The organism is Brachybacterium tyrofermentans, from assembly GCF_039526165.1.
GTDB lineage: Bacteria > Actinomycetota > Actinomycetes > Actinomycetales > Dermabacteraceae > Brachybacterium > Brachybacterium tyrofermentans.
In genome coordinates this window covers 47443-71240 of the sequence record NZ_BAAAIR010000042.1, presented here as the reverse complement: position 1 = coordinate 71240, position 23798 = coordinate 47443, and the positions used below count along the sequence as shown (strand labels likewise).

The 23798-nt window shown below is 70.1% G+C and carries 23 protein-coding genes; 14 read left to right on the top strand and 9 right to left on the bottom strand.

Annotated features, from left to right (window positions below; genetic code table 11):
* Position 1: 1 nt before the first annotated feature.
* From ABD093_RS11720 to ABD093_RS11685, 8 genes are all read left to right on the top strand, one after another.
* Positions 2-940, top strand: a complete 939-nt coding sequence (locus tag ABD093_RS11720) for a carbohydrate ABC transporter permease (RefSeq protein ID WP_343924627.1) — start codon at positions 2-4, stop codon at positions 938-940.
* Positions 941-1053: 113 nt separating this feature from the next.
* The gene (locus tag ABD093_RS11715; RefSeq protein WP_343924625.1) at positions 1054-2367 is read left to right on the top strand and encodes an ABC transporter substrate-binding protein; all 1314 of its coding nucleotides are present in this window, start codon (positions 1054-1056) and stop codon (positions 2365-2367) included.
* Between the two features lie 38 nt (positions 2368-2405).
* Positions 2406-3545, top strand: a complete 1140-nt coding sequence (locus ABD093_RS11710; RefSeq protein WP_343924623.1) for an ABC transporter ATP-binding protein — start codon at positions 2406-2408, stop codon at positions 3543-3545.
* A gap of 157 nt (positions 3546-3702) precedes the next feature.
* Positions 3703-4689 (top strand): hypothetical protein, encoded by a 987-nt coding sequence (locus tag ABD093_RS11705; protein WP_343924621.1) that lies wholly within the window; start codon positions 3703-3705, stop codon positions 4687-4689.
* Between the two features lie 180 nt (positions 4690-4869).
* Positions 4870-5190 carry a DUF3870 domain-containing protein gene (locus tag ABD093_RS11700; RefSeq protein ID WP_343924619.1) on the top strand — a complete coding sequence of 107 codons (321 nt, stop codon included), beginning with the start codon at positions 4870-4872 and terminating at the stop codon, positions 5188-5190.
* A 154-nt stretch (positions 5191-5344) separates the two neighbouring features.
* Complete coding sequence (locus ABD093_RS11695; RefSeq protein ID WP_343924617.1) at positions 5345-6496, top strand: DUF819 family protein; 1152 nt, start codon at positions 5345-5347, stop codon at positions 6494-6496.
* A 14-nt stretch (positions 6497-6510) separates the two neighbouring features.
* Positions 6511-7701 carry a dipeptide epimerase gene (locus tag ABD093_RS11690; RefSeq protein ID WP_343924615.1) on the top strand — a complete coding sequence of 397 codons (1191 nt, stop codon included), beginning with the start codon at positions 6511-6513 and terminating at the stop codon, positions 7699-7701.
* Positions 7702-7800: 99 nt separating this feature from the next.
* Positions 7801-8919, top strand: coding sequence for a C40 family peptidase (locus ABD093_RS11685; RefSeq protein ID WP_343924614.1), 1119 nt, complete (start codon positions 7801-7803; stop codon positions 8917-8919).
* 259 nt (positions 8920-9178) lie between these two features.
* On the opposite strand, the gene ABD093_RS11680 is transcribed toward ABD093_RS11685, so the two are convergent.
* The 6 genes from ABD093_RS11680 to ABD093_RS11655 all read right to left on the bottom strand — a co-directional run bounded on the left by ABD093_RS11680 (position 9179) and on the right by ABD093_RS11655 (position 15762).
* On the bottom strand, positions 9179-9781 hold the full coding sequence (locus tag ABD093_RS11680; RefSeq protein ID WP_193116593.1) for an NlpC/P60 family protein: 603 nt from the start codon (positions 9779-9781) through the stop codon (positions 9179-9181).
* A gap of 247 nt (positions 9782-10028) precedes the next feature.
* Positions 10029-10829 (bottom strand): serine hydrolase, encoded by an 801-nt coding sequence (locus ABD093_RS11675; protein ID WP_193116592.1) that lies wholly within the window; start codon positions 10827-10829, stop codon positions 10029-10031.
* A 235-nt stretch (positions 10830-11064) separates the two neighbouring features.
* Positions 11065-11409: a hypothetical protein gene (locus tag ABD093_RS11670; RefSeq protein ID WP_193116591.1), complete on the bottom strand. Its 345-nt coding sequence runs from the start codon at positions 11407-11409 to the stop codon at positions 11065-11067.
* Between the two features lie 232 nt (positions 11410-11641).
* Positions 11642-12520 carry a carbon-nitrogen hydrolase family protein gene (locus ABD093_RS11665; RefSeq protein ID WP_193116590.1) on the bottom strand — a complete coding sequence of 293 codons (879 nt, stop codon included), beginning with the start codon at positions 12518-12520 and terminating at the stop codon, positions 11642-11644.
* Between the two features lie 369 nt (positions 12521-12889).
* The gene (locus ABD093_RS11660) at positions 12890-13738 is read right to left on the bottom strand and encodes an aldo/keto reductase (protein WP_343924610.1); all 849 of its coding nucleotides are present in this window, start codon (positions 13736-13738) and stop codon (positions 12890-12892) included.
* Positions 13739-14049: 311 nt separating this feature from the next.
* Positions 14050-15762, bottom strand: a complete 1713-nt coding sequence (locus tag ABD093_RS11655; RefSeq protein ID WP_343924608.1) for an IlvD/Edd family dehydratase — start codon at positions 15760-15762, stop codon at positions 14050-14052.
* A gap of 118 nt (positions 15763-15880) precedes the next feature.
* Between ABD093_RS11655 and ABD093_RS11650 the strand changes: the two genes are divergently transcribed.
* A complete protein-coding gene (locus ABD093_RS11650) occupies positions 15881-16954 on the top strand; it encodes a zinc-dependent alcohol dehydrogenase (RefSeq protein ID WP_343924606.1) in 1074 nt (357 codons plus the stop codon).
* 190 nt (positions 16955-17144) lie between these two features.
* A complete protein-coding gene (locus ABD093_RS11645; RefSeq protein WP_343924604.1) occupies positions 17145-17789 on the top strand; it encodes an NAD(P)-dependent oxidoreductase in 645 nt (214 codons plus the stop codon).
* A 74-nt stretch (positions 17790-17863) separates the two neighbouring features.
* On the opposite strand, the gene ABD093_RS11640 is transcribed toward ABD093_RS11645, so the two are convergent.
* Both ABD093_RS11640 and ABD093_RS11635 read right to left on the bottom strand, forming a co-directional pair.
* Entirely contained in the window at positions 17864-18331 is a 468-nt protein-coding gene (locus ABD093_RS11640; RefSeq protein WP_343924602.1) for an NUDIX domain-containing protein, read from the bottom strand.
* Positions 18328-18933, bottom strand: a complete 606-nt coding sequence (locus ABD093_RS11635; RefSeq protein ID WP_343924600.1) for a PTS sugar transporter subunit IIA — start codon at positions 18931-18933, stop codon at positions 18328-18330. Before ABD093_RS11635 ends, ABD093_RS11640 begins: the two co-directional genes overlap by 4 nt.
* Before the next feature lie 203 nt (positions 18934-19136).
* Between ABD093_RS11635 and ABD093_RS11630 the strand changes: the two genes are divergently transcribed.
* The 3 genes from ABD093_RS11630 to ABD093_RS11620 are packed head-to-tail and all read left to right on the top strand — an operon-like array spanning position 19137 to position 21567.
* Entirely contained in the window at positions 19137-20093 is a 957-nt protein-coding gene (locus ABD093_RS11630; RefSeq protein ID WP_343924598.1) for a sugar-binding transcriptional regulator, read from the top strand.
* Positions 20094-20134: 41 nt separating this feature from the next.
* The gene (locus ABD093_RS11625; RefSeq protein WP_193116583.1) at positions 20135-21049 is read left to right on the top strand and encodes an aminoglycoside phosphotransferase family protein; all 915 of its coding nucleotides are present in this window, start codon (positions 20135-20137) and stop codon (positions 21047-21049) included.
* A gap of 8 nt (positions 21050-21057) precedes the next feature.
* Complete coding sequence (locus ABD093_RS11620) at positions 21058-21567, top strand: P-loop nucleotide/nucleoside kinase family protein (protein ID WP_343924596.1); 510 nt, start codon at positions 21058-21060, stop codon at positions 21565-21567.
* Between the two features lie 84 nt (positions 21568-21651).
* Here ABD093_RS11620 and ABD093_RS11615 read toward each other — a convergent pair whose 3' ends face one another.
* Positions 21652-22548: an aminodeoxychorismate lyase gene (locus ABD093_RS11615; protein WP_343924594.1), complete on the bottom strand. Its 897-nt coding sequence runs from the start codon at positions 22546-22548 to the stop codon at positions 21652-21654.
* Positions 22549-22763: 215 nt separating this feature from the next.
* Here ABD093_RS11615 and ABD093_RS11610 point away from each other — a divergent pair, with 215 nt between their 5' ends.
* Entirely contained in the window at positions 22764-23762 is a 999-nt protein-coding gene (locus ABD093_RS11610; RefSeq protein ID WP_319021513.1) for a DMT family transporter, read from the top strand.
* Positions 23763-23798: the final 36 nt, after the last annotated feature.

The following is a 23798-nucleotide window of genomic DNA, read 5'->3' as shown; positions in this document are numbered from 1 at the left end:
GATGACCAATGACGCACAGGCCGTCCTGCCGCCCGTTCCCGGGCTCGAGGACGACGACCCGCCTCAGCTCACCCCCGCGCAGAAGAAGCGCGCCACCTCCCGGCACCTCGCCTTCCAGGGCGGGACCGCCGGGAAGCTCTTGGGCTACTTCGGGATGCTGGCCGCGGTGCTGCTGTTCTTCGTCCCCCTGTACTTCATCGTCGTCACCTCGCTGAAGACCCACGGGGACATCTACTCCAACCCCATCAGCTGGTTCCCCAATCCCTTCGCGCCGGAGAACTACTCCTACGTGATCAATGAGGTGCGGTTCGACAAGTACCTGCGCAACTCGGTCATCATCACGGGGATCCTCACCGTGGTCGAGGTCAGCCTCGGCGTGATGACCGCCTACGGCCTCTCGTTCCTGCGCTTCCCGGGGCGGAACCTGCTGTTCCTGCTGGTCATCGCGTCACTCATGGTGCCCAACCAGATCACCGTCATCTCCAACTACGCCCTCGTGGCCAGCTGGGGATGGCGCAACACCTTCCAGGGCATCATCGTGCCGCTGGCCGCGGTCGCCTTCGGCACCTTCCTGATGCGCAACCACTTCCTGTCGCTGCCCAAGGAGATCATGGAGGCCGCCGAGCTCGACGGCACGGGCTTCTTCCGCACCCTGTTCCGGGTGGTGCTGCCGATGTCCTGGCCCACCCTGGTCGCGTTCACGCTGATCACCGTGGTCAACGAGTGGAACCAGTACTTGTGGCCGTTCCTCATGTCGGACACCGACGCCGTGGCACCGCTGCCGATCGGCCTGACCCAGCTGCAGGACAACGAGGGCCTGACCAACTGGGGCCCGGTGATGGCCGGCACCGTCCTGACCACCGTCCCGATGCTCATCGTCTTCCTCATCCTGCAGAAGCAGATGATCAAGGGCCTGACCGCCGGGGCCGTGAAGGGGTGATGGCCGGGCGCCGAACACCGCGCCCTACCCTCTCCCCCGCCCCCTTCCTCGACCCGGCCGCTATCCGTCGGCCCCGCACCGTCCCCGCACCACCACACGAATCGGAGATCGACATGGCAACGACGCGACGTTCACTTCTCGGAATGGCCGGAGCCGGCAGCGCAGCCCTGGCACTGGCCGCCTGCGCCGGGGGCTCCACCTCCGCCGGCGGCGGCGGTGGCGGCAAGGGCGAGGAGGGCGACGGCTCCATCCAGTTCTGGTCCAACCACCCCGGCAGCTCGAAGGACCTCGAGCAGAAGATCATCGACGCCTGGAACAAGGACAACCCCGACAACCAGGCGAAGCTCATCGACGGCGGCGCCAGTTACGAGGAGCTCGGCCAGAAGTTCAACGCCGCGCTCGCCGGCGGCGGCCTGCCCGACCTGATCGTGGCCTCGGACGTCACCTGGTTCAACTTCGTCTTCACCGGCACCACCACCGCGATGGACGACCTGTGGAAGGAGGCCGAGGTCGACTCGGACGACTTCGTGGACACCCTGCGCGAGGACTACGAGTACGACGGCAAGCACTACGGCATGCCGTACTCGCGCTCCACGACCCTCATGTACTTCAACACCGAGGTGATGAAGAAGGCCGGGCTGCCCACCGACAAGGGCCCGGAGACCTGGGAGCAGTTCGCCGAATGGGCCCCGAAGATCCTCGACGCGAACGGCGGCAAGCCCGCCATCGTCATCCCGGACGGCTCCGACTACCTCGACTGGTTCTTCCAGGGGATCATCTGGACCTTCGGCGGCAACTACTCCAAGGAGTGGACCCCGACGTTCACCGAGCAGGGCTCGATCGACGCCGCGACCTTCCTCCAGGAGCAGGTCGCCGCGGGACACATCGGGATCGAGAAGGACGCCGCCAACGCGTTCTCCATCGGCAACTCCTCGGGGCTGCTGCAGTCCACCGGGTCGCTGGGCGGCCTGAAGGAATCCGCGGAGTTCGACTTCCACACCACCTATCTGCCAGGCCCGACGCCCGGCGCCTGCACAGGCGGCGCCGGCATCGCGATCCCCGAGGGCATCAGCGACGAGCGCAAGGTGATGGCCATGAAGTTCGCGGACTTCCTGACCAGCACCCAGAACACCATCACGTTCAGCCAGGCCACCGGGTACATGCCGGTGCGGAAGTCCGCGATGGAGGACGCCGAGGAGACGAAGTACCTCGAGGAGAACCCCAACGCCATGACGGCGATCCGCCAGCTGAGCGAGAACACGGCGCCGCAGGACTACGCCCGCGTGTTCGTCAGCGGCGGCGGTCAGCGCATCGGTGCCGGCCTGGACCGCATCGCGATCGCCCAGGAGGACGTCGCGACCGTCATGAAGGACCTGCAGGACGAGACGCAGAAGGTCATCGACCGGGACATCACCCCCAACCTGTGAGCGCCCGACCGACCCCCTGAAGGAGCACGAGGAACACCATGGCCACCGTCGAGTACCAGCAGGCCTCCCGCATCTACGACCCGTCCCGCCCTCCCGCGGTCAACCGGGTCTCGCTCACCGTCGCCGACGGGGAGTTCCTGGTGCTGGTGGGGCCGTCCGGCAGCGGGAAGTCCACCGCGATGCGGATGCTTGCCGGGCTCGAACCGATCGACGAGGGAACCGTCCTCATCGACGACGTCGACGTCAGCGAGCTGCGCGCCCGGGATCGCGACGTGGCCATGGTGTTCCAGTCCTACGCCCTCTACCCGAACATGACCGCGCGCCAGAACATGGCCTTCGCCCTGCAGAACGCGAAGATGCCGAAGGCGGAGATCACCCAGCAGGTCGAGCGCGCCGCCGCGATGCTCGAGCTCGAGCCGCTGCTGGACAAGAAGCCCTCGCAGATGTCCGGCGGCCAGCGTCAGCGCGTGGCCATGGGCCGCTCGATCGTGCGCAACCCCAAGGTGTTCTGCATGGACGAGCCGCTGTCGAACCTCGACGCGAAGCTGCGGGTGTCCACGCGCGCACAGATCGGCTCGCTGCAGCGCGAGCTGGGGGTGACCACGGTGTACGTCACCCACGACCAGACCGAGGCCATGACCATGGGTGATCGTGTCGCCGTGCTGCGCGAGGGCGTGCTGCAGCAGGTCGACGAGCCCACCCATCTGTACGAGCACCCCGGCAACACCTTCGTGGCGGGGTTCATCGGCTCTCCGGCGATGACCCTGATCGACGGGGCCACGGTGAGCTCCGACGGCCGGGCCCTGCTCGGCCCCGACCACAGCCTGGACATGGACCTGCCCCGTGAGTACGCCGAGAAGACCCCCGGCCAGGTCATCGTGGGCGTGCGCCCCGAGAACTGGGAGATCGTGGGCCACGGCGCCGCGCCGGAGGACGGCGGCGCCAGCCTGCCCCTCACGGTGCGCCTGGTGGAGAAGCTCGGCGGCGAGGCCTTCCTCCACTGCCGTGCCCAGGAGACAGAGGGCATGACCGCGTCCGTGCGCGGGAGCCAGCTGGTGCTCCGGCTGGACCACGGCTTCAAGGGCATCGAGCCCGATACGACGATCCACGTGCGCCCCAAGCCCCGCACCAGCGTGTTCTTCCACCCCGAGAACGAGATCAACCTCGAGTACCTCTGACTCGAGTCTGACCGTCGGGTGAACGGGTGTAAAAAGTTTCAGCGTTAATGTCCGCATTCCTCAGCGATGTGGGTCACATGCCGGTACGGTCGGAGAGGAACCTCATCCCCCATCTGCCGCCGGCGCTCCTTCGTGCCCGGCGCGACTAGGAGCCGACGTGCGCCCCCTTTCCCGAACTGTCATCTCATTCTCCGCTCTCGCCCTCGCCTCCGCGGGCCTCGCCGTCGGCGCCGGATCCGCCTCCGCGGCACTGACCACCCACTGCGACGGGGACGCCGCGGACGTCACCGTGCCCGGCGATCTCGTCGTCGACAAGGGCGACTCCTGCGTGCTGGACGGCGTGACCATCGAGGGCGAGGTGACGGTGAAGGCCGGCGCCGATCTGCTCATGACCGACTCGAGCATCGCGGACCGCGTCGTGGTCTCCTCCGAGGGCTACTTCGATGCCACCGGCACCGAGGTGGCAGGAAACCTGATCAGCAAGGGCGGCTACGGCGTCTACCTCGACGACTCCGCCCTGGGCGGGTCCTACACCGGGCGTGCCGTCGACGGAGCCGATCCCTTCCTGTACTCCTACGACTCCTCGATCGGGGGCAAGCTCACCGTGGAGCAGGGCCTCGTTCACCTGCAGACCGTGACCATCGACGGCGCTGTGAGCAGCGAGAACACGCTGTACACCGACATCATCGACTCGACCCTCGCGAAGGGACTGACCGTCTCCGCGAACGAAGAGGGCACCTCCCTGTGCAGCAGCGAGGTCGACGGTGCGGCCACCTTCACCGGCAACTCGGGCGTGCAGCTCGGCACCGGTGGCGGCCTCGTCGACTGCGAGGACGGCAACTACTTCGGCTCCGACGTGACCCTCTCGGACAACCTCGACGGCGTCGACGTCTCGGGCAACATCATCCGTGGCGCGCTGTCCGGCGAGGGCAACGATCCCGCGCCGACCGGCGAGGACAACCGCGTGCGCGGTGAGGTGGGCGGCCAGTTCACCGACCTCGCACCGGCTGCTCAGAAGGCCCAGGCCTTCGCCGCGACCGCCGATCCCGAAGCCCACGCCGACGAGCTCGACGCCCAGCGCAACGACCGCCGCGCCACCGCTGAGCAGAAGGCCGAGGAAGCGGGTCCCGCGAACCTGCGCTGATCCCTCCGGCTGCCCCGCAGCCACTCCCCGACCGCGGCCGGCCCACGCCGGCCGCGGTCGTCCGGCTCTTCCCGGGCTTCTGACAGTGGTCTGTCATGGGCACTGTCAGGATCTCCGGCCGGGGGCTCTGCCCGAGGTCCTCCCGCTCAGGCTTCCCCTCTCGGCGCATAGGCTTCGGCCATGGGCACCACCATCTATCTCACCGGCGAGGCCAAAGCGCCGAGCAACAATCCGATCACATCGCAGTGGGGATTGTTCTTCATCGGTCTCATCGTCGATACTGAGACCCACGTCATCACGGCAGCGGATTGCACCGCCACGCTGACCCTCACTGTCGAGTTCGTTCGCGAACTGCTGGTGGGACGTTCGTTGCTCGATGACGATTCCCTGGTGGAGTCGATCACCGACAGGTACCACGGGTCCTCGCAGAGGGCGCTTGCCACAGCAGTGCGCAACGCCGCCGCGAAGTACCGCGACCTGTCGGCCGGCGTCACCGTCTAACTTCATAAGCGCCCACCGTCTGCCCGGAACCTCACCGAACCGGATCCCGTCGGAAGCACCCAGATCGCGCCTCGCCCGAGGCGTCGATCCCTGGTGCTTCCGACTTTTTTGTGCCCCGACGGCGGCGACTTCCTGACCGACGAGGAGATCTCCCGTGATCACCGATGGCCTGCTGATGCTCGGAGTCCTGCTGGGACTGTCGTGCGCGCTGATCGTGCTCGAGCGCACGACCGGCTGGAAACTGTTCAAATTCGTGCCCGGCATGGTGCTGATGTACCTGCTGTGCGCGGCCCTCAACACACTCGGCGTGTTCGGCGACGACGAGGCGACCCGCGAGCCCATCGCCCAGGTCAAGACCGTGCTGCTGCCAGCGATGATCCTGCTGTTCCTGTTCGGCTGCGATCTGCGCAAGATCATCAAGCTCGGCCCGAAGCTGCTGCTGACGTACTTCGTCGCCGCAGCCTCGCTGTTCCTGGGGATGGTCGGGGTGTACGTCGTCTTCCAGAGCTTCGTGCACACCGAGGCCTGGAAGGTGTTCGGCGCCCTGCTGGCCTCCTGGACCGGCGGCAGCGCCAACATGGTCGCCGTGCAGGACATCCTGCAGGCGCCGGAGTCGATCTTCGGCTATGCCCTGATCACCGACACGATCATCTACTCCGTCTGGCTGATGGCGATGTTCGCCTCGGTCGCCGTCTCCCCCAAGTTCAACAAGTGGACCAAGGCGGACACCTCCTACCTCGACGCCCATGAAGGTGCCTACGAGACGGACAAGAAGCCGGTCACCGCCGCCTCGCTGTCGATCGTCGTGTTCGGCTCGATCTTCGTCTCCACCCTCGCGATCTGGGTCGGTGGGCTGCTCCCGGAGTGGGGCACGGTCGTCAACGGCACCACCTGGACCATCCTCATCGTCTCCGTGCTGGGACTGCTGATCGCCCTCACGCCGCTCGGCGAGACCGCCGGGTCCAGCGAGGTCGCCGGCCTGATGCTGTTCGTGGTGATCGGTCAGATCGCCTCGGGCTCTGACTTCTCCGCCCTCACCCAGGCACCGATCTACCTGCTCATGGGCCTGCTCGTGCTGATCATCCACGCCGCGATCATGGTGGTCTACGCGAAGCTCACCAAGACCGAGCTGTTCTCCCTGGCCGTGGCCTCGACCGCGAACATCGGCGGCATCGCCTCCGCGCCCGTGGTCGCCGCCGCCTTCAACCGTCAGCTGGTGCCGGTCGGTGTGCTGTTCGCCCTGATCGGCTCGTTCCTGGGCACCTTCGTGGGCCTGTTGGCCTCCCAGCTCATGTCGGCGCTGTGAGAGAGGGGAACCCCATGACCTCCACGCCCAGCCCGCGTTCTGCTCCCGGTCCGCGCGTTGCTGCCAGCCCGCGCGACGCACCGGCACCGCAGCTGAGCACGCCGCTGTCCGTGGTGGCGGTGCGCTCGCACCGTCACCGAGCCCCGCTGCTGCGACCGTTCGTGACAGCCGCGCGCCGCACCGAGGCCGTCGAGTACGTCGTCGCCGAGGTCGAGCTGGCCGACGGCACGATCGGCCAGGGCAGCGCCGCGGAGACCGTCGCGGTCACCGGCGAATCGGCCGACACCATCTCCGTCGCCCTGCAGGGGCCCCTGCGCTCGGCGATCGTCGGGGTCACCGGCACCATCACGGAACTCTCCGCCCGGGTTGCCGGCGCGCTCGACGGGGCCACGAGTGCGAAGGCCGCGCTCGAGGTGGCCCTGCACGACGCCTGGGCCCGGAGCCTCGGGGCGCCGCTGGTGGAGCTGCTGGGCGGGCGCCCCGGAGATCGTCTGCTCAACGACATGACCATCTCCCTCGAGGACCCCGAGGTGATGGCCGGGCATGCCCGCGAGGCCGTCGCCGGGGGCGAGCAGATCCTCAAGATCAAGCTCGGCCACGACATCGAGGAGGACAGGCACCGCCTGGCCGCGGTCGTCGAGGCGGCCCCCGGGGTCCGGCTGCGGCTGGACGCCAACCAGGGCTGGGTGCCGGAGCAGGCCATCGACATCATCACCGGGTTCCTCGCGGACGGTCTCCCGATCGATCTGGTCGAGCAGCCGGTGGCCGCGGCGAACATCGAGGGCCTCGCCCGGGTGTCCGCCGCGGTCGAGGTGCCGATCATGGCGGATGAGTCGGTGTGGAACGTCGAGGATGCCCGACGCCTGGTAGAGGCCGACGCCGTGGACATGCTCAACATCAAGCTCGCCAAGACGGGCGGTCTGCGCGGGGCCCTGGCCATCGCGGACGTCGCCCTCGAGGCGGGGGTGGAGTGCATGGTCGGCGCCATGATGGAGCCCCGTATCTCGATCACCGCCGCCGCCCACCTCGCGATCGCCCACCCGGCGATCACGATGATCGACCTCGACCCGCCGTTCTGGTTCGCCTCCGATGTCCCTGCCGGCGGCTACGTCCAGGAGGACGGCTGGCTGCGCCTGCTCGGCGGGCCGGGCCTCGGGCTCGAGCGCCTCCGAGCCGACGTCGATCCGTCCGGAGGTGATCAGTGACCCGCGCGACCACCCGCGCTCTCGACCGATAGCCGATCGCCCACCCATCATCCCGTGACCTGCGGCCCCCGCTCGGGGACCTGTCGAAGGAGACTCCAGATGTCCACGCACACCCCCACCGTCCGCCTCACCCGCCGTGACGGCCTGCGCCTGGCCGCGACCGGCACCGCCGGCCTCGCCGTCCCCGGCCTCGGCGCCGTCGCCCCTGCCCTGGCCGAGGTCCCCGCCGCACCGGCCGCCGGGCCGGCGACCCTGCCCGAGCCGGGCGCGGGCCTCACCCCCGGCGCCACCGCGCACGTCGCGGTCACCGCCACCACGCTGTGGGTGGAGCCGGGCTCGAACCGTCCCGGCATCGATGACCCCTCGCTCACGAACCCCGTCGACCTCGACGCCTGGAACGCGAACATGCAGGACACCGAGCCGCGACGCTGGCTGACCGGCGAGCTCGAGTCGCAGGCCGTGCTGGGCAGCGAGGTCATCGTCGACGAGATCGACGGCGACTGGGCGCACATCGTGGTCACTGCACAGGGCACCCCGCGCGACGCCCGCGGCTATCCCGGCTGGGTGCCCACCGTGCAGCTCGTGGTCGACGAGGACTTCGCCCAGCAGGCGGCCTCCGCACCGACCGCGACCGTCACGGCTCTGACCAGCACCCTCACCGGCACCCCGTCGGGCAACCACCCCGGGATCGACGTCTCCTTCGACACGATCCTGCCGGTGCTCGGCCGCACCGCGAAGGCCGTGAAGGTCGCGGTCCCCGGCGGGCGTCACGCCTACCTGCCCGCCGACGACGTCGTGGTGCGCGAGCACGGCGAGCAGCCGCCGCTGCCCACCGTCGAGGACATCGTCGCCACCGGCGAGCGGTTCCTCGGGCTGCGTTACCTGTGGGCCGGCGTGAGCGCCTACGGTTTCGACTGCTCGGGCTTCACGTACACGCTGTTCCACCACCACGGCATCTCGATCGACCGCGACGCCGGCGATCAGATGAACCACTCCGGCCTGGAGCCGGTGGAGCGGGAGGACCTGCAGCGCGGCGACCTGGTGTTCTTCGCATCCGAGCCGGGTGGCGACTCGATCCGCCACGTGGCCCTGTACATCGGGGACGACCTGATCATGCAGGCCCCCAACGCCGCGCGCAGCGTCGAGATCATGTCGCTGACCGAGTACGACCCCATCGGCGAGTACGCCGGCGCCCGACGGGTGGCCCTGGCCGGCTGAGCCGCCGAGTCGCGATCCCCACGTCGACACCAGCCCTCAGCCACCCCCTGGCCAAGCCCACCGCTGGCCCGGCCCGGCCCGTCGCAAGAACGGGACCTACAGGCCCGTCGCAGGAACGGGACTTACAGGCCCGTCGCGACAACGGGACTTATACGTGCAGCGAGCCCGCATATAGGCCTCGTGCCACGTATACGTCCCGTCGATGCGGGGGCTCCGCCCGAACAGGGCCGGTCGGGGCGGGGCGCCCCGCACTCTTCGGTCAGTCGACGATGAGGTCGTAGCGGAACGGGTGGTAGTGCGCGAGGTCGTCGTACGGGTAGCTGGCGGTCCGGGAGGTGGTGCCGCCGGCCCCGTAGGACTGCTCGAGGACGTTGTAGCCGCCGTCGACCCAGCCGTTGAACAGCACCACATGCCCGACGCCGCTCTCGGAGTCGGCGTTCTTCTGCAGGATGAAGTCGCCCGGGAGCAGATCGTCCTTGCTGATCGAGTGCGAGATCTCGTAGCCGCCGTCGGGGTGCAGCGTCTCGGTGGTCAGGCCCGTGGGGTTGTCGTCGAAGCGGACGGCCAGGGCCATCGACACGAAGCCCGAGCAGTCCATCCGCCACAGGATGTCGGAGTCCTCCTCGGGGCCGATGTCGAAGTTCTCCATGCTGTACGCCCTAGGGTCGTCCACCCAGAACATCGCCCGCTCGATGACCCGGTCGCGGGTGATCTTCTCGTTGTAGCCGGGGACCGGCGCTGCCGAGGCGGAGGGCGCGAGCAGCGTGGGGACGGCGACGCCGGTGACAGCCGCGGCGCCGGCGATGCCGACGCCCCGGAAGAAGCTCCGACGGCTGGGGGTGGTGAGTGCTTGATCGGTCACGGTCAGTACCTCCGTGTCGTGTGCACGGTCCGTCCTGAGGTCCGGTCTCCGGTCGATCGGACGACGGTGCCGTGCGTGATCGGGCACCTCCACTGTGACCACGGGCACACCCCGGAATGCAACCCCTGGGCGCTTCATCGCGGGATTTTTTACTCGCCGTTCATCGGCCGACGTGCCGCTGGGCGGGTGCCCCGACGAGGGGATGCGCACGACGGCCGACGAGGTCTGGGCAGGGTGGCCTGCCGGTTCAGGCGGCGACGTCGGGCAGCAGCTCCCTCACGAGCGACGCGATCTTCTCGTCGGCCGCCTCCGGGGCCAGCCCCGCGGTCATCACCGCGAGGACCCTCAGCTCATTGGAGTCGGGATCGCCGACGAAGGCGACGTCGTGCCGGTACCCGTCGACCCAGCCGGACTTCGAGCCCCAGTCGACCCCGTCGGCCAGCGCCGAGGCGATCACCGGGATCCGCTGCGCCCGCAGCACACTGCGTGCGAGGTCGACGTGGGCTGGCGTCGACTCTGCACTGCCGTCCTGCTGCACGAGCGCTCGCATCGTCCGGGCGAGGTCCGCCGCGCTGGTCTCGTTGGTCGCGCCCGTCGCGAGCGCGCTCGCGTCACCGATCAGGCGCTCGACCCGGGTCTCCTGCAGGCCCAGGCTCGCGATCGCCTCGGCCACCGCCTCCAGGCCCACGAGCTCGACGAGGTGGTCCGTGGCCTCGTTGCTGGAGCGGTCGATCATGCGCTGCAGGAGCTCGCGCACGCTCACCTGCTCCCCGTCGGCCGGATGTGTGGGGTCGAGGTGGTCGCCGCCGAGGGTGAAGGTCGTTGCGTCGGCCCCGGTGAAGCTGCGGGTCGCGGTCACGGCATCATCGAGGTTCAGGTCTCCGCGGTCTGCGGCCCGGAGCACGGCCAGCATCACGTGCAGCTTGATGGTGCTCGCGGCGTAGTAGGGCTGCTCGGCGCCCTGTGCGGAGATCGCCACACCCGCCGCATCGAGCAGGCAGTGGGAGATGGAGACCTGATCAGGGGCGGCAGCGGTGGGGATCGGCATCCTGCGACCTTACGTCAGCGTCTCCCGGCCGGCGCCTCATGAGCGCAAGCACGCCCCATCCCAGGTATCGCCGCTGGTAACGGGCATATTGCACGGGAGCCGTCTCGAGCTCGGCGCGCAGCTCCGGGACCAGCTCGTCCTCGGGGTTCTCGTCGCAGAAACGGCGGATGCTCAGCCACTGCGCGGCGACGTAGCGAGGGGGTTTTCGCGGTCGGGCACCCGCTGGCCGGCGGGGTCAGACCTCGCGGTCGCGTGCCAGGGGATCGTCCTCGGTGAAGGGCTCGTCCTCGAAGGCCTCGAAGGAGTCGTCGCCGCCGTCGAGCGCCCGGTCGTCGTCCGCGTCGTCACCCTCGGACAGCATCTCGTCGCCGTCACGGTTGCCCTGATCGGCGGCGGCGGAGTCCTCCTCGCCCAGCTCGCGGGGGAAATCGGCGGCGTCATCCGATCGGGCCGCGCCATCGCGCTCCCGATCGCGCTCCAGCTCGAGGATCCGGTCGGCGCTCTCGACACCGTTGGGGCCCGTGAAGTCGCGCGCCTCGTCGCCGGGGTCGGCCTCTGCGTTGTACTGGTTCTCGCTCATGGGATCCTCCGGCCGTGGTTCGACTTCGTGCATCGGATTTTACGCCGCCGGGTGGGCGGCAGCTCCCGCGCCATACGACGGGTTCGCCGACAGCGGGCAGGAGGAGCAGTGGCCGACCAGCTAGCCGGCACGGTGCGCAGGGAGGGCCGGCCGACACCACAACGGGACGACCGGCTCCTCCCGGGTCACCACGGACCCATCTCGATCAGGTCACCTCGATCGCCTGCGCGGGTCAGTCCGCGTCGACCATGGCGCGCCGCCAGTCCCGAGATGCCCCGCCGGGGCGCCGCGCGATCGTCTGCACGACCACAGCGGGCGACTGCTGGGCAGGACATATCGCGAGCCAGCGGCCGTCCGGACCGATCACCCCTGCAGGGGCGTACGGCGCGTTCGACGTCGGCACGCTGTAGCCGATCGATAGGCCATGGTGACGGGCAGCCGCGCGTGCGGAGATCGCGAAGGCGTCACCCTCCACAGGATCGCCCGGCCCTTGCGAGCACAGCAGGACGGCATCGGCGCCCGCGTCCTCGTAGCCCCGGAATACATCCTCGAACAGCACTTCGAGCCCCGACGCCAGGCCCAGCACGATCCCGTGGATGGAGATCGTGACGGCCTCGGTACCCTGCTCGTACATGAAGGCGCCCTTCGTCCGCGAGAGGCGCCGTTCGTCGTACTGCGCATGGACCCTGCCCTGTGGATCGATCACCAGCAGGCTCGTGCGGGGACGGCTCGCACCTTGGGCGCGGGTCTGACTCCCGATGACGGTCCACAATGCGAGTTCCTTCGCCGCTGCGCGCACCTCGGCGAGCTCCGCCTCCAGGGCATCCCAGGCGAAGCGGGTCCACTCCGACTCGGTGATCTCCTCGCTCGAACGGGACAGGGCCACCTTGTCGGGGAAGCTGAGCGTGGCCTCGGGGAACTGGATGAGGTCGGCACCAAGATCCCCGGCGCGGCGCATGAGCGAGCGGACCTCCTCGCCCGCGCAGTGGAAAGCATCGGCATCGGAGGGATGGTGCTGAGGGGTGGTCTGCGCCGTCGCGAGGCGTAGGGCGCGATCGGTGGTTGGATCCGTGGCATTCGTCGGATCCGGAGTGATGGGTTGGGTCGGCACGGTGTCTCCTGGGGTGGAGCGGAGGTGCCGGAGGGCTGCCGTATAGGACTCTCCCGTGCGCGACATGCGAGCGCGCACGCGCTTCTTGAGTGCTCGGTCGGCTGTCATCCGTACTCCCGCAATGCCTCGCATCGGCTCCCCAGCGGCGACGACCCGAGGCACGGGTGTTCATCGACAGCGACCGGAGACCGGGTCCCTTTGCCTCGTGGTGCCCTCTACCGAGGTGCGGGCCCGTGCTGGGGACGGGCGATCGAGGTTCGGCGTCGGACACGCCACGTCCAGAGTAGCCCGCATCCTCGGAGATCCCGGGACGACATCGGGCCCGGCCCCTCCCGCTGCTGCGAGAAGGGCCGGGCCCGATCAGGGGACTCAGGCGCCCTGGTGACCGATCATGTCGTTCGGGTTGCCGCCCTGACGGCCGGCGTCGCCCTTGTGCAGACCGGTGATCTGCGCGATCTCGTCGTCGGTGAGCTCGACCTCGAGCGAGGCGAAGTTCGAGATGATCCGCTTGGGGGTCTCGGACTTGGGGATCACCACGTTGCCCAGCGCCAGGTTCCAGGCGATCAACACCTGGCCCGCGTCGGCCCCGTGCGCCTCGGCGATCTTCGTGACCACCGGGTCGGTGAGCTCGCCGCCGCCCTGGCCCAGCGGCGACCAGGACTCGGTGAGGATCTGCTTGGAGGCGTGGAACTCGCGCAGCTCGGGCTGGTTGAAGTACGGGTGCAGCTCGATCTGGTTGAGCACGGGGAGCACACCGGTCTCCGCCTCGATCTTCTCGAGGTCCTCGACGCGGAAGTTGGAGACGCCGATGGAGCGGATGCGTCCCTGCTCCTTGAGCTCGACGAGGGCCTTCCAGGTCTCCACGGCGAGGCCCTTGGAGGGTGCGGGCCAATGGATCAGGTAGAGGTCGAGCTCCTCGAGGCCGAGGTCCTTCATGGTGGCGTCGAAGGAGGCGAGGGTCTTGTCGCGGCCCTGGTCCTGGTTGGGGACCTTCGAGGTCACGAACACGTCGTCGCGCTTCAGGCCGGCGGTCTTCAGCGCCTGGCCCACGCCGGCCTCGTTGTTGTAGCCGCGGGCGGTGTCGACGTGGCGGTAGCCGGCCTCGAGTGCCTGCACGACGACGTCGGCCGCGACGGCGTTCTCGACCTGCCACACGCCGTAGCCGAGCTGCGGGATGGACCGGCCGTCATGGAAGGAGACGGAGGGAGAGACGGGCATGATGCTCCTCGTGATCGAACGCGGCGCCGGGCCGCACTGCAGGGACGTCACCAGGCTAACGCTTTCCTCTCCCCGGTGACCAGGGCGTTCACCAGCTGATCGTCGTTCCCGGCGCGCGGGCCCGCGCCACGTCGCAAAAGGTACCGGCCAGATGGCACCTTTCTCGTCACGACGCTCGGCGGCCGGGAACCACGTCGCTCGACGCTCGGCGGCCGGGAACCACGTCGCGAAAGGTACCGGCCAGATGGCACCTTTCTCGTCACGACGCTCGGCGGCCGGTAACCACGACGCCCGGCCAGCGGAACCTGAGGTCAGTGGGACTCGCGCGCGACCTCGGAGCCGCTCGCGCCGACGAGGAAGTCGAGGTCGGCGCCGGTGTCGGCCTGCTGCACGTGGTCGACGTACAGCCGCTCCCACCCGCGGGTCGGCGCGGCGAATGCCCCGGTCATCGCGGCCGACGGCTCGCGTGCCGCGAGCTCCTCCGCGCTGAGCTCCACGTCGAGGCGGCGCCCTGCCACGTCGAGCACGATCCAGTCGCCGGTGCGCACCAGCCCGAGCGGCCCGCCGGCTGCGGCCTCGGGGGCCACGTGCAGCACCACGGTGCCGTAGGCGGTGCCGGACATGCGGCCGTCGCAGATGCGCACCATGTCGCGCACGCCCTGCTCGAGGAGCTTGGTGGGCAGGGGCATGTTGGACACCTCGGGCATGCCCGGGTAGCCCTTGGGTCCGCAGCCGCGCAGGATCATCACGGAGTCGGCGTCGACCTCGAGGTCGGGGTCGTCGATGCGCTCGTGGAAGTCCTCGATGCTGTCGAACACGAGGGCCCGGCCCCGGTGCTGGAGCAGCTCGGGGGTGGCGGCGGCGGGCTTGATGATCGCGCCGTCGGGGGCGAGGTTGCCGCGCAGCAGGGCGATGCCGGCGTCGTCCTGGACCGGGGTCTCGCGCACGGAGATGACCTCGGGATCGAAGATCTCCGCGTCGTCGAGGTAGTCCACGAGCGGCTTCCCGGTGATGGTGAGCGCCTCGGGATCGAGCAGGTCCTTGACCTGGCGCAGCACGGCGAGCAGGCCGCCGGCGCGGAACAGGTCCTCCATGAGGTGACGCCCGGCGGGCTGGAGATCCACCAGCAGCGGCACGTGGGAGCCGATGCGGTCGAAGTCCTCCACGCTGAGCTCGATGCCGAGGCGGCCGGCGATCGCGAGCAGGTGCACCACGGCGTTGGTGGAGCCGCCGATCGCGGCGAGCGCGACGATCGCGTTGTGGAAGGAGCCCTTGGTGAGGAAGGTCGAGGGGGTGCGCCCCTCCTTCACGAGGTCCACGGCGAGGCGGCCGGTGAGCTGGGCGGCCTCGCTGAGGCGAGCATCGGAGGCGGGCGTGCCGGCGATCCCGGGGACGATCGTGCCCAGCGCCTCGGCGACCAGCGCCATCGTCGACGCGGTGCCCATCGTGTTGCAGTGCCCGGCGCTGCGGATCATCGCCGATTCGGAGCGGGCGAAGTCCTCCTGCGAGAGGGTCCCGGCCCGAACTTCCTCGCTGAGCTTCCACACGCCGGTGCCGCAGCCCAGCGGCGCGCCGCGGAAGGTGCCGTTGAGCATCGGGCCCCCGGGCACCACCACGGCGGGGATGTCCACGCTCGCGGCGGCCATGAGCAGGGACGGGATCGTCTTGTCGCAGCCGCCCAGCAGCACCACCCCGTCGACGGGGTTGGCACGCAGCATCTCCTCGGTGCTCATCGCGGCCATGTTGCGCCAGAGCATCGCGGTGGGGCGCACGTTGGTCTCGCCGAGGGAGACGACAGGCAGTTCCTGGGGCACGCCGCCGGCCTCGAGGATCCCGTTCTTCACGAACTGGGCGACGCCGGTGAGGTGCGCGTTGCAGGGGGTGAGGTCGCTGGCAGTGTTCGCGATCGCGATCTGGGGGCGGCCGCGGAAGGAATCGTCGGGTGCGCCGCGGCGCATCCAGGCGCGGTGGATGTAGGCGTTGCGGTCCTCGCCCGCGTACCACTGGCTGCTGCGGAGCTCCATTGCTGATCCCGTTCCCACGCTGTCGACTACGCTGATGACTGCTCGCAGGGTACGTCACACTGCAGCACACTCGCCGATGAGTCCGCAGGTGAGAACACTCTTGAGAGGATCCGCCCTGATGCGCGCGTTCGTGATCACCGCCCCCGGGGAAGGCTCCGTGCAGGAGGTCGAGGCGCCGCGGGCGGAGCCCGGCGAGGTCGTGGTCGACGTGGAGCGGGTGGGCATCTGCGGCACCGACCTCGAGTTCCACACCGGCCACATGGCCTACCTCCGCTCCGGGCACGCGCGCTATCCGATGCGCATCGGCCACGAGTGGATGGGAACCGTCTCCGCAGTCGGCGACGGGGTCGATCCGGGATGGATCGGCCGACGGGTCATGGGCGACACGATGCTGGGCTGCGGACACTGCCGACGCTGCCTGCGCGGGGACCAGCACGTGTGCGAGGGGCGGCAGGAGGTGGGGATCCGCGGCCACCGCCACGGGGCCCTCGCCGAGCAGCTCACCGTGCCCGCCACCTCGCTGCATGCTCTGCCCGACGCCCTCGACCCCGCTGCCGGGGCGATGGTGGAACCGGGTGGGAACGCTCTGCGCGCGGTGCAGGGAGCGGACCTCTCCCCCGGTGACCGCGTGCTGATCATGGGCCCGGGCACGATCGGCCTGCTGTGCGCGCTGTTCGCCCGCGCCGCCGGCGCCGAGGTGCATGTGCTGGGCCTGCCCGGACCGGATCTGGAGTTCGCCCGCAGCCTGGGCCTGGCGAATGCCTGGACCCAGGACACTCTTCCGGATCTGCCCCTGGATGCGGTCATCGACGCCGCGATCTCCTCGGAGCTGCCCGCCTGGGCCCTGTCCCGGGTGGAGCCGGGAGGTCGCGTGGTCTTCATCGGGATCGCCGGGGAGCCGAGCCGCCTGGACAGCCGCGACCTCGTGCTCGGGGACGTCACGGCGGTCGGCGTGCTGAGCGCCTCCCCGGCCCTCGGGGAGACCATCGCGCTCTACGCCGCGGGCACCGTGGATCCGCGCCCGCTGATCGCGGCGACGATCTCGCTCGACGAGGTGGCGGGCGTGCTCGCCGGGAACCGCCCGACGGGAGCGGGCACGAGCACCGAATCCGGGACGGCCGCGAGTGGTGGCGGCGCTGGCGTCGGCCCGAAGATCCACATCGACCCGCGGCTGCGTGGCGACCTGGGCTGAGGCGAGCGCGGCCCGGCGCCCCGGCCTACGGGCCCCGATTTCCAAGCCCCCCCCCCCCGGCCGTCCAGGGTCGCCGGTTACCCTGAGGTGCCTGCCCGGTTACCTGAAAGTGCCTACTTCCCCGCAGAGAGTGACTCTCCTACGGTGAGTGGGGAGCCGATCCCGGCCCCAGCCCACAGGAAGGCACCTCATGTCTCACATCACCGTCATCGGCGGCACCGGCTATGCCGGCTCGGCCATCGTCACCGAAGCCGCAGCACGCGGCCACCAGGTCACCGCTCTGAGCCGCTCGTTCCCTGAGCACCCCACCCCGCAGGTGACCTATGTCCAGGGCGACGCCGCCGACGAGGCGACGCTGGCCTCCGCCATGGAGGGGGCCGACGTGGTGGTCGACGCGCTCGCCCCGCGCGGCCAGCAGGCCGGCACCTGGCGCGCCGCCCACGGCACCATCGCGCGCGTAGCCGATGCCGCGGGCGTGCGCCTGGTCATCGTCGGCGGGGCCTCCTCGCTGCGTCCGGCGCGCGGGGCGGATCGCTTCGTCAGCGACCTCAGCGGCATCCCCGAGGAGCTCCATGACGAGATCCGGGACGGGGCGGCGTTCCTCCTCGAGGACCTCCCCGCCACCCCCGCGACGCTGGACTGGCTCTTCGTGAGCCCCGCGCTCCGCTTCGGGGCACGGATGCCCGGCGAGCAGCTGGGCCGTTATCGCCTCGGCGACGACGTCGCGGTCCAGAGCGACGGGGGCGCGATCTCCGCTGCGGACTACGCCCTCGGTCTCGTCGACCTCATCGAGTCCGGCGACCACCACCGGGAGCACGTCAACCTCGGCCACTGAGCACACGACCCGGCTCGGTGAGGAGGTCGCTCGGGCCGGGCACGGGGCTCGCACGGGCCGGGCACGGGGCGTGCTCAGCCCTTGCTGACCCCGAGCGAGATCGGCCGGCTGGACGGGTCGGACTCGAGCCAGCGGGCGAGCTCCGGAGGATGCACCGTGTGCTCGCCGAGGCGGTCCAGCGGCAGCCACGCCGTGCCGGCCTGTCCCGGATCGGGCGCGGTGCCCTCCCCCGGCTCCTCTCCCTCGGCGAGGCCGCACCAGTAGGCGACATTGACCTGGTGGAACGGCGGGATCGGGGCTCCATCGACCATGCGGTTCTCCGTCATGGTCTCGAACAGGCACGCCACCTGGTGCACCTCGACGAGCGCTCCGATCTCCTCACGGCACTCCCGGATCATCGCGGCCACCTGATCCTCGCCGTGCTCCTGGCCTCCACCGGGCAGCGCGAAGACGTGGCTGCCGTCGGGGTCGATGTAGCAGTTCATCAGCACATGTCCGTCGCGGACGATCAGTGCCTTCACTCCCAGTCGCGGTGACCTCATGCCTCGCGCTCCTTGCTGTCGTCGGTGGTGGTGTCGTCGGCCGCACCCACATCGGCCGCGTTCCCGTCGGCCGACTCGCCCGGGCCGACGGCACCCCCGGACAGGCGCGTCATGGTGCGCTCGCGCAGCTCGTCCTCGTCGGCCGCACCCAGCAGGTCCTGGACCGCCGCCTCGTCGCGCAGCAGCCCCATCAGGCTCTGGAGCGCCGCGAGGTGCGCGCGGGCATCGGTGAGCAGGGGCATCGCCACCAGGCGGGCGTCGACCGTGCCGCCGGTCCCGCCCATCTCCCCGAAGGCCACGGGGCGGGCGAGGGTCGCGATCGCCAGACCGGGCACGAGCACGTGCTCGGGATCGGCGTGCGGGATCGCGGTGGGGATCGGCGTGGGCAGACCCGTCGGGTACCGCTGCTCGCGGGCGCGCAGCGCCTCGGGGAAGTCCACGGTGACGGCGCCGGCATCGAGCAGGCGGCCGGCGAGCGAGCGCAGCACGTCCTCCGCGTCGGAGACGTCCAGCTGGGCCACGACCACCGTGAGCCCCAGGGGCACCGGCGGCTCGCCGTCCGCGCCGGGCGCGGCATCGTGCGGTCGTGGATCTGAGCTCATGCGGCCTCCCTCATCGGTGACCTGATTCTGGCACCTGTTCCACGGTGCCATGCGTACGCTGGTCATAGTCGTTCCCGGGAGCATCGTGCCACGGCCCTGCCCCGCCCCGACCCGGCAGCATCCTTCCGGGTCCTGCGGGGCCCGCCCGGGTCCGCAGCGCAGGTCCGGATCGATGTCGGCCTGATCCCCCAGGAGGAGACCCCATGCCCGCACCTCGCGACACCTCCGTGATCGTGCGGGCCGCTCGGCTGTACTACGAGCAGGGCCGCTCGCAGACCGAGGTCGCCGCCGAGCTGGAGCTCTCCCGTTCCAACGTCTCGCGGATCCTCACCCAGGCCCGCGACCGCGGGATCGTCGAGATCACCATCCACGATCCCGACGGTCCGCCGCGCCGCGACGAGGCCCTCGAGGTCGCCCTGCGCTCGGCGTTCTCCCTGCGCGAGGTCCATGTGGTCTCCGCGCCGCGCACCCCGGGGATCGACGCGGTGGCCCGCGAGGGCGCCGCCGTGATCAGCGAGCGGGCCGCGCAGGTGCGCAGCATCGGCATCTCCTGGGGCCAGACCGTCCAGAGCGTCGTCACCGAGCTGGAGACCCAGCATCTGCGGCCGACGCCGCGCGTGCTCCCCCTGGTCGGAGGACACAGCTCCCTGGACCAGTTCGACTCCGGCGAGTCCGTGGTGCGCGTGCTCGCCTCTCGGCTCGGAGCCCGCGCCGAGACGCTCTACGCACCTGCCGTGCTCGAATCGGCGACGACGGTGAGCACCCTGCGGGCCGAATCCAGCATCGGCTCCGTGCTCGAGGCCGCCGCCCAGGTGGAGCTCGCCGTGGTGGGCATCGGCTCGCTGGGGGTGCACTCCTCCCCGAAGGTGCTGGACCTGATGGCGCTCAGCGACGCCGAGCGCACCGCCTTCGAGGCGCAGGACCCGGTGGGCGACGTGTGCGGGCGGTTCATCGACGCGCACGGGATCCCGCTCGGGGCGCCGACGGACCAGCGGGTGCTCGCGGTGACCTTCTCCGAGCTGCTGCGGATCCCCGAGGTGCTGGGCGTCGCCGCCGGCGTGGAGCGGGCACCCGGCGTGCTCGGCGTGCTGCGCAGCGGCGTCATCGACACCGCCGTGTTCGACACCGACCTGGCCCGCGAGCTCCTCGCCCGCGCCTGAGCGCCAACCGGCCCGTGGACAGACGACAGAAAGCAGCGCGGATGACCCAGAACGCCAACGCAGCACGTTTGCCGGCCGACGTCCTCGACTGGGTCTCATCGCAGATGGGTGACGTCGTCGATGCCCTCGACACCTCGTGGCCACGAGAGACCTCGCGAGTTTGGTGTGTCACCTCGAGCACAGGGCGGGCGTACGTGAAGATCTCCCCCAGCGCTTCCGATTTCACGCAGGAAATCGGTGGCTATTCCTATGCAAAGCGTGCCCTGCCCGAGCCCGAGAGACCCCGGCTGCTCAGCACTCATGACGGCCTCAAGGCACTTCTCAGCTCGCTTCAGCCCGGAGTCGTCATGAGGGGGTTGCCCCTCGAACCAGCTGAGGAGCTGAGTGCCCACACGGAGGCGGGGCGCCTGCTTCGACGCTGGCACGACCATTCCGGCGCCGCACCCGTGGAAGATCGCGATGTCGCCCGCAAACGGGTCACGGAGCTGGCGGACGAGGCTCGGGCATGCCGGCCGAGCATGTCCGAACTCCTCGACCCGTTCCAAGTCAGCCTCCTCACGGCTGCGGCGAACGAACTGCCTGAACTGGCTGAGCGCAATGCCTCCGTCACCTGTCACGGAGACTTCTCCACCCGCAACTGGCTCTGGGACCGCTCCTCGATGCGTCTAGGAGTCATCGACTTCGAGAGAACTGGTCCCGGCTACATCGTCGAGGACATGGTGTGGCTGTACGGCGCCCTCTGGCTCACCCGACCGAGCCTTCGAAGGGCCTTCTTCGATGGATACGGCAGGGCACTGTCTGGGCACGAGGAACGGCTCCTCCAACTCCTCACGGTCCGGCTAGGGGTCTCGTACTGGCACACGGGGCTCACCACCGGCCGCGATGAATTGGTCGAACGTGGTCGCCTCGGCATGGATCTGTTGTCGAAGCACCTCGATCCGGAGGACCGAGTATGACGTCGCGAGTGCTGGTGATCAGCGGCGCGAGCGGCACCGGGAAGAGCACCCTGGCAGAGGCCCTGCTGGAGTTCACGACCGCAGGGTGGATCGGCGTCGAGGCCGACCTCTCTGCCCCTCAGGCCGCCACTTCCGTGGACTTCAGTGATCGCGAGGTGCAGCAACGTTATGCCGAAACGCTTCTGAACTCCGTGCTCGCCTGGCCGGCTGCGGGTTACGACACGATCATCGACGGGTTGCTCCCCTACCCCGTGAGCTCCCACCACCGGGACGTCCTCGATCGGTTGGGCAGCTACGACCTGAAGATTCTCGCCGTGACCGCCTCCGAAACAGCCATCCGGCACCGCATCGAACGACGTGGACGTGGCGACATCGAGTGGTCACTCCAACAGCTGAAGGACATCCATGACGGGGTGCGCGCAGACTTCACGCTCGACACGACGTCGATCAACCTTCACGACACCGCCCCCTTGCACGAGGTGCTCACCTGGATGAATTCACCCCACTCAAGCTCCTGACCCTCGGCTCTGAGGCCGCGCTTTCGCTGGCCGACGACTGTCCGGAAGCGGGACTGTGCGGGCTCCGGCGAGGACCGCCGACGATCAGACCCTGCCGGTGAGGATCGCTTCGAAGTGGGCGGTGAGCTCGGGGTCGACCGGCAGCTCGACGTCATCGAGATGGGTGATCGGGGCGGCGAGACGGGTCGAGGAGAGCAGCCAGGCACCGTCGGAGGTGGCGACGTCCTCGACGCTCATGAGCTGCTCGCGCGCCTCATGGCCCTCCTTCTGCAGCGCCTCGAACAGCGAGCCCACACAGGTTCCGGGGAGCACACCGGCGCTCACGGGAGTGGTGAGGTAGGCGTCGCCGCGTCGCACCAGCAGCGTGGACGTCGGCCCCTCGAGCACGTACCCGTCGGTCGCGACGAACAGGGCGTCCTGCGCCCCGCGGCTCTTCGCCTCGCGCACGGCCGCCATGTTCACCGCGTAGCTGAGGGTCTTCGCGCCCTGCAGCAGCCACGGGCTCTCCTCGAAGACGGTCGTCGCCAGGCCGCGGTCCAGGGTCGCCACGCGGATCCCGGCGCGGTACGGCGCCCAGTCGTCGGAGACATGGGCGTCGATCCAGCAGGTGGGGACGCCGTTGCCCTCGATGCCGCGGGTGTACATGACGCGGATGGTCAGCTCGGGGACGTCGGCGTGGGCCTCGATCGACGCGTCGACCGCGGCCGCGATGGCCTCCTGGTCCGGCGCGGGCAGCCCCAGCAGGGAGGCGCTGCGGGCCAGCCGCGCGAGGTGGGGGCCGACGTTGATCGGCGTGCCGTCGAAGGCACCGATGGTCTCGAAGATGCCGTCGCCGCGGGTGACCACCAGGTCGGTGATCGACAGCTGCGGCGCGGTGGCGTCGGCGATGTGGAACGGGTCGCTACCGTCGGCCGGAGCCCCTGCCGCGCCGGGGACGAGGACGAGAACCGGTGCGGGGGTGTCCGTGCTGGACGAGGTCATGGCGCTGCTCCTGGTCAGGGCGCCTCAGGATCGAGGCGGTCGGACTTCCAGGGTAGACCTGTCCGTGTCCTCCGCGAGGCCCCGTCCCGGAGCCTCTGCGGCGAACCGTCCATCGCGCACCCGGAGCATCTGGTCGTCGGCGAGCACCCAGGGCGCGCGCCGCCCCGACGGGCCGACGGGCGCCCGCCCTCTCGCCGCCCGTACAGTGTCCCCTCGTGACCGGAACCGCCCCGAACGCCTCCCCTTCGCCGCACGTCGACGCCTCCGGCGACAGCGCTCCTCGCGCCGTCCATCGGCCCGCTCCCCTGTGGGCCGTCCCCGCCGCTGTGGTCTGCGGGATGATGGGCGCGATCCAGTCCCGCATCAACTCCGACCTGGCCTCCGAGCTGGACGACGGGTTCGCCGCCGCCCTCATCTCCTTCGGCACCGGGCTCGTGATCCTGCTGCTGCTCCTCGCGGTCATGCCGTGGCTGCGCCGGACCACCGGCCGGTTCTGGCGGGAGCTGCGCAGCGGCGCCTTCCCCTGGTACCTCGCGATCGGCGGTCTCGGCGGCGCGGTCTACGTGCTGGGGCAGTCGTTCTCGGTCGCGCTGCTCGGGGTGGCGCTGTTCATCGTCTGCGTGGTCGCCGGGCAGACTGTCACCGGGCTGGTCGTGGATCGGGTGGGCCTCGGTCCCGGAGGCATCCGCCACCTGACCCCGCTGCGGGTGATCGGGGCGAGCCTCATGGTGGTCTCGGTGGTGCTCGCGATGTCCGGCGGGTTCAGCTCCCAGGCACCGTGGTTCCTGCTCGCGCTGCCGATGGTCGCCGGCGTGGCGATGGGGCTGCAGCAGGCGATCAACGGCCGCGTCACCCAGCACAGCGGCCATTTCCTGGTCGCCACGCTCGGCAACTTCGTGGTGGGCACTGCGGCGCTGGCCGTGGTGGCGCTCGTGCACCTGCTGATCGCAGGGCCGCCCGCGGCGCTGCCGACGAACCCGCTGCTCTACCTCGGCGGGCCGATCGGCATCGTGTTCATCGCGATGGCCGCCTATCTCGCGGGCCCGCTCGGGGTGCTGACCCTCGCGATGACGACCATCGCCGGCCAGATCGTGGGCTCGGTGGTGATCGACGCCGTCGCCGCACCCGGGCACCTCACCGTCACGACCGTCGCCGGCGCCGCTCTGACCCTGCTCGCCGCGCTGATCACGGCCTCCAGCCGCCGACGGGGCTGACGTTCCGGTCGGGGTCTGAAGCCCCGGCCTGGCAGC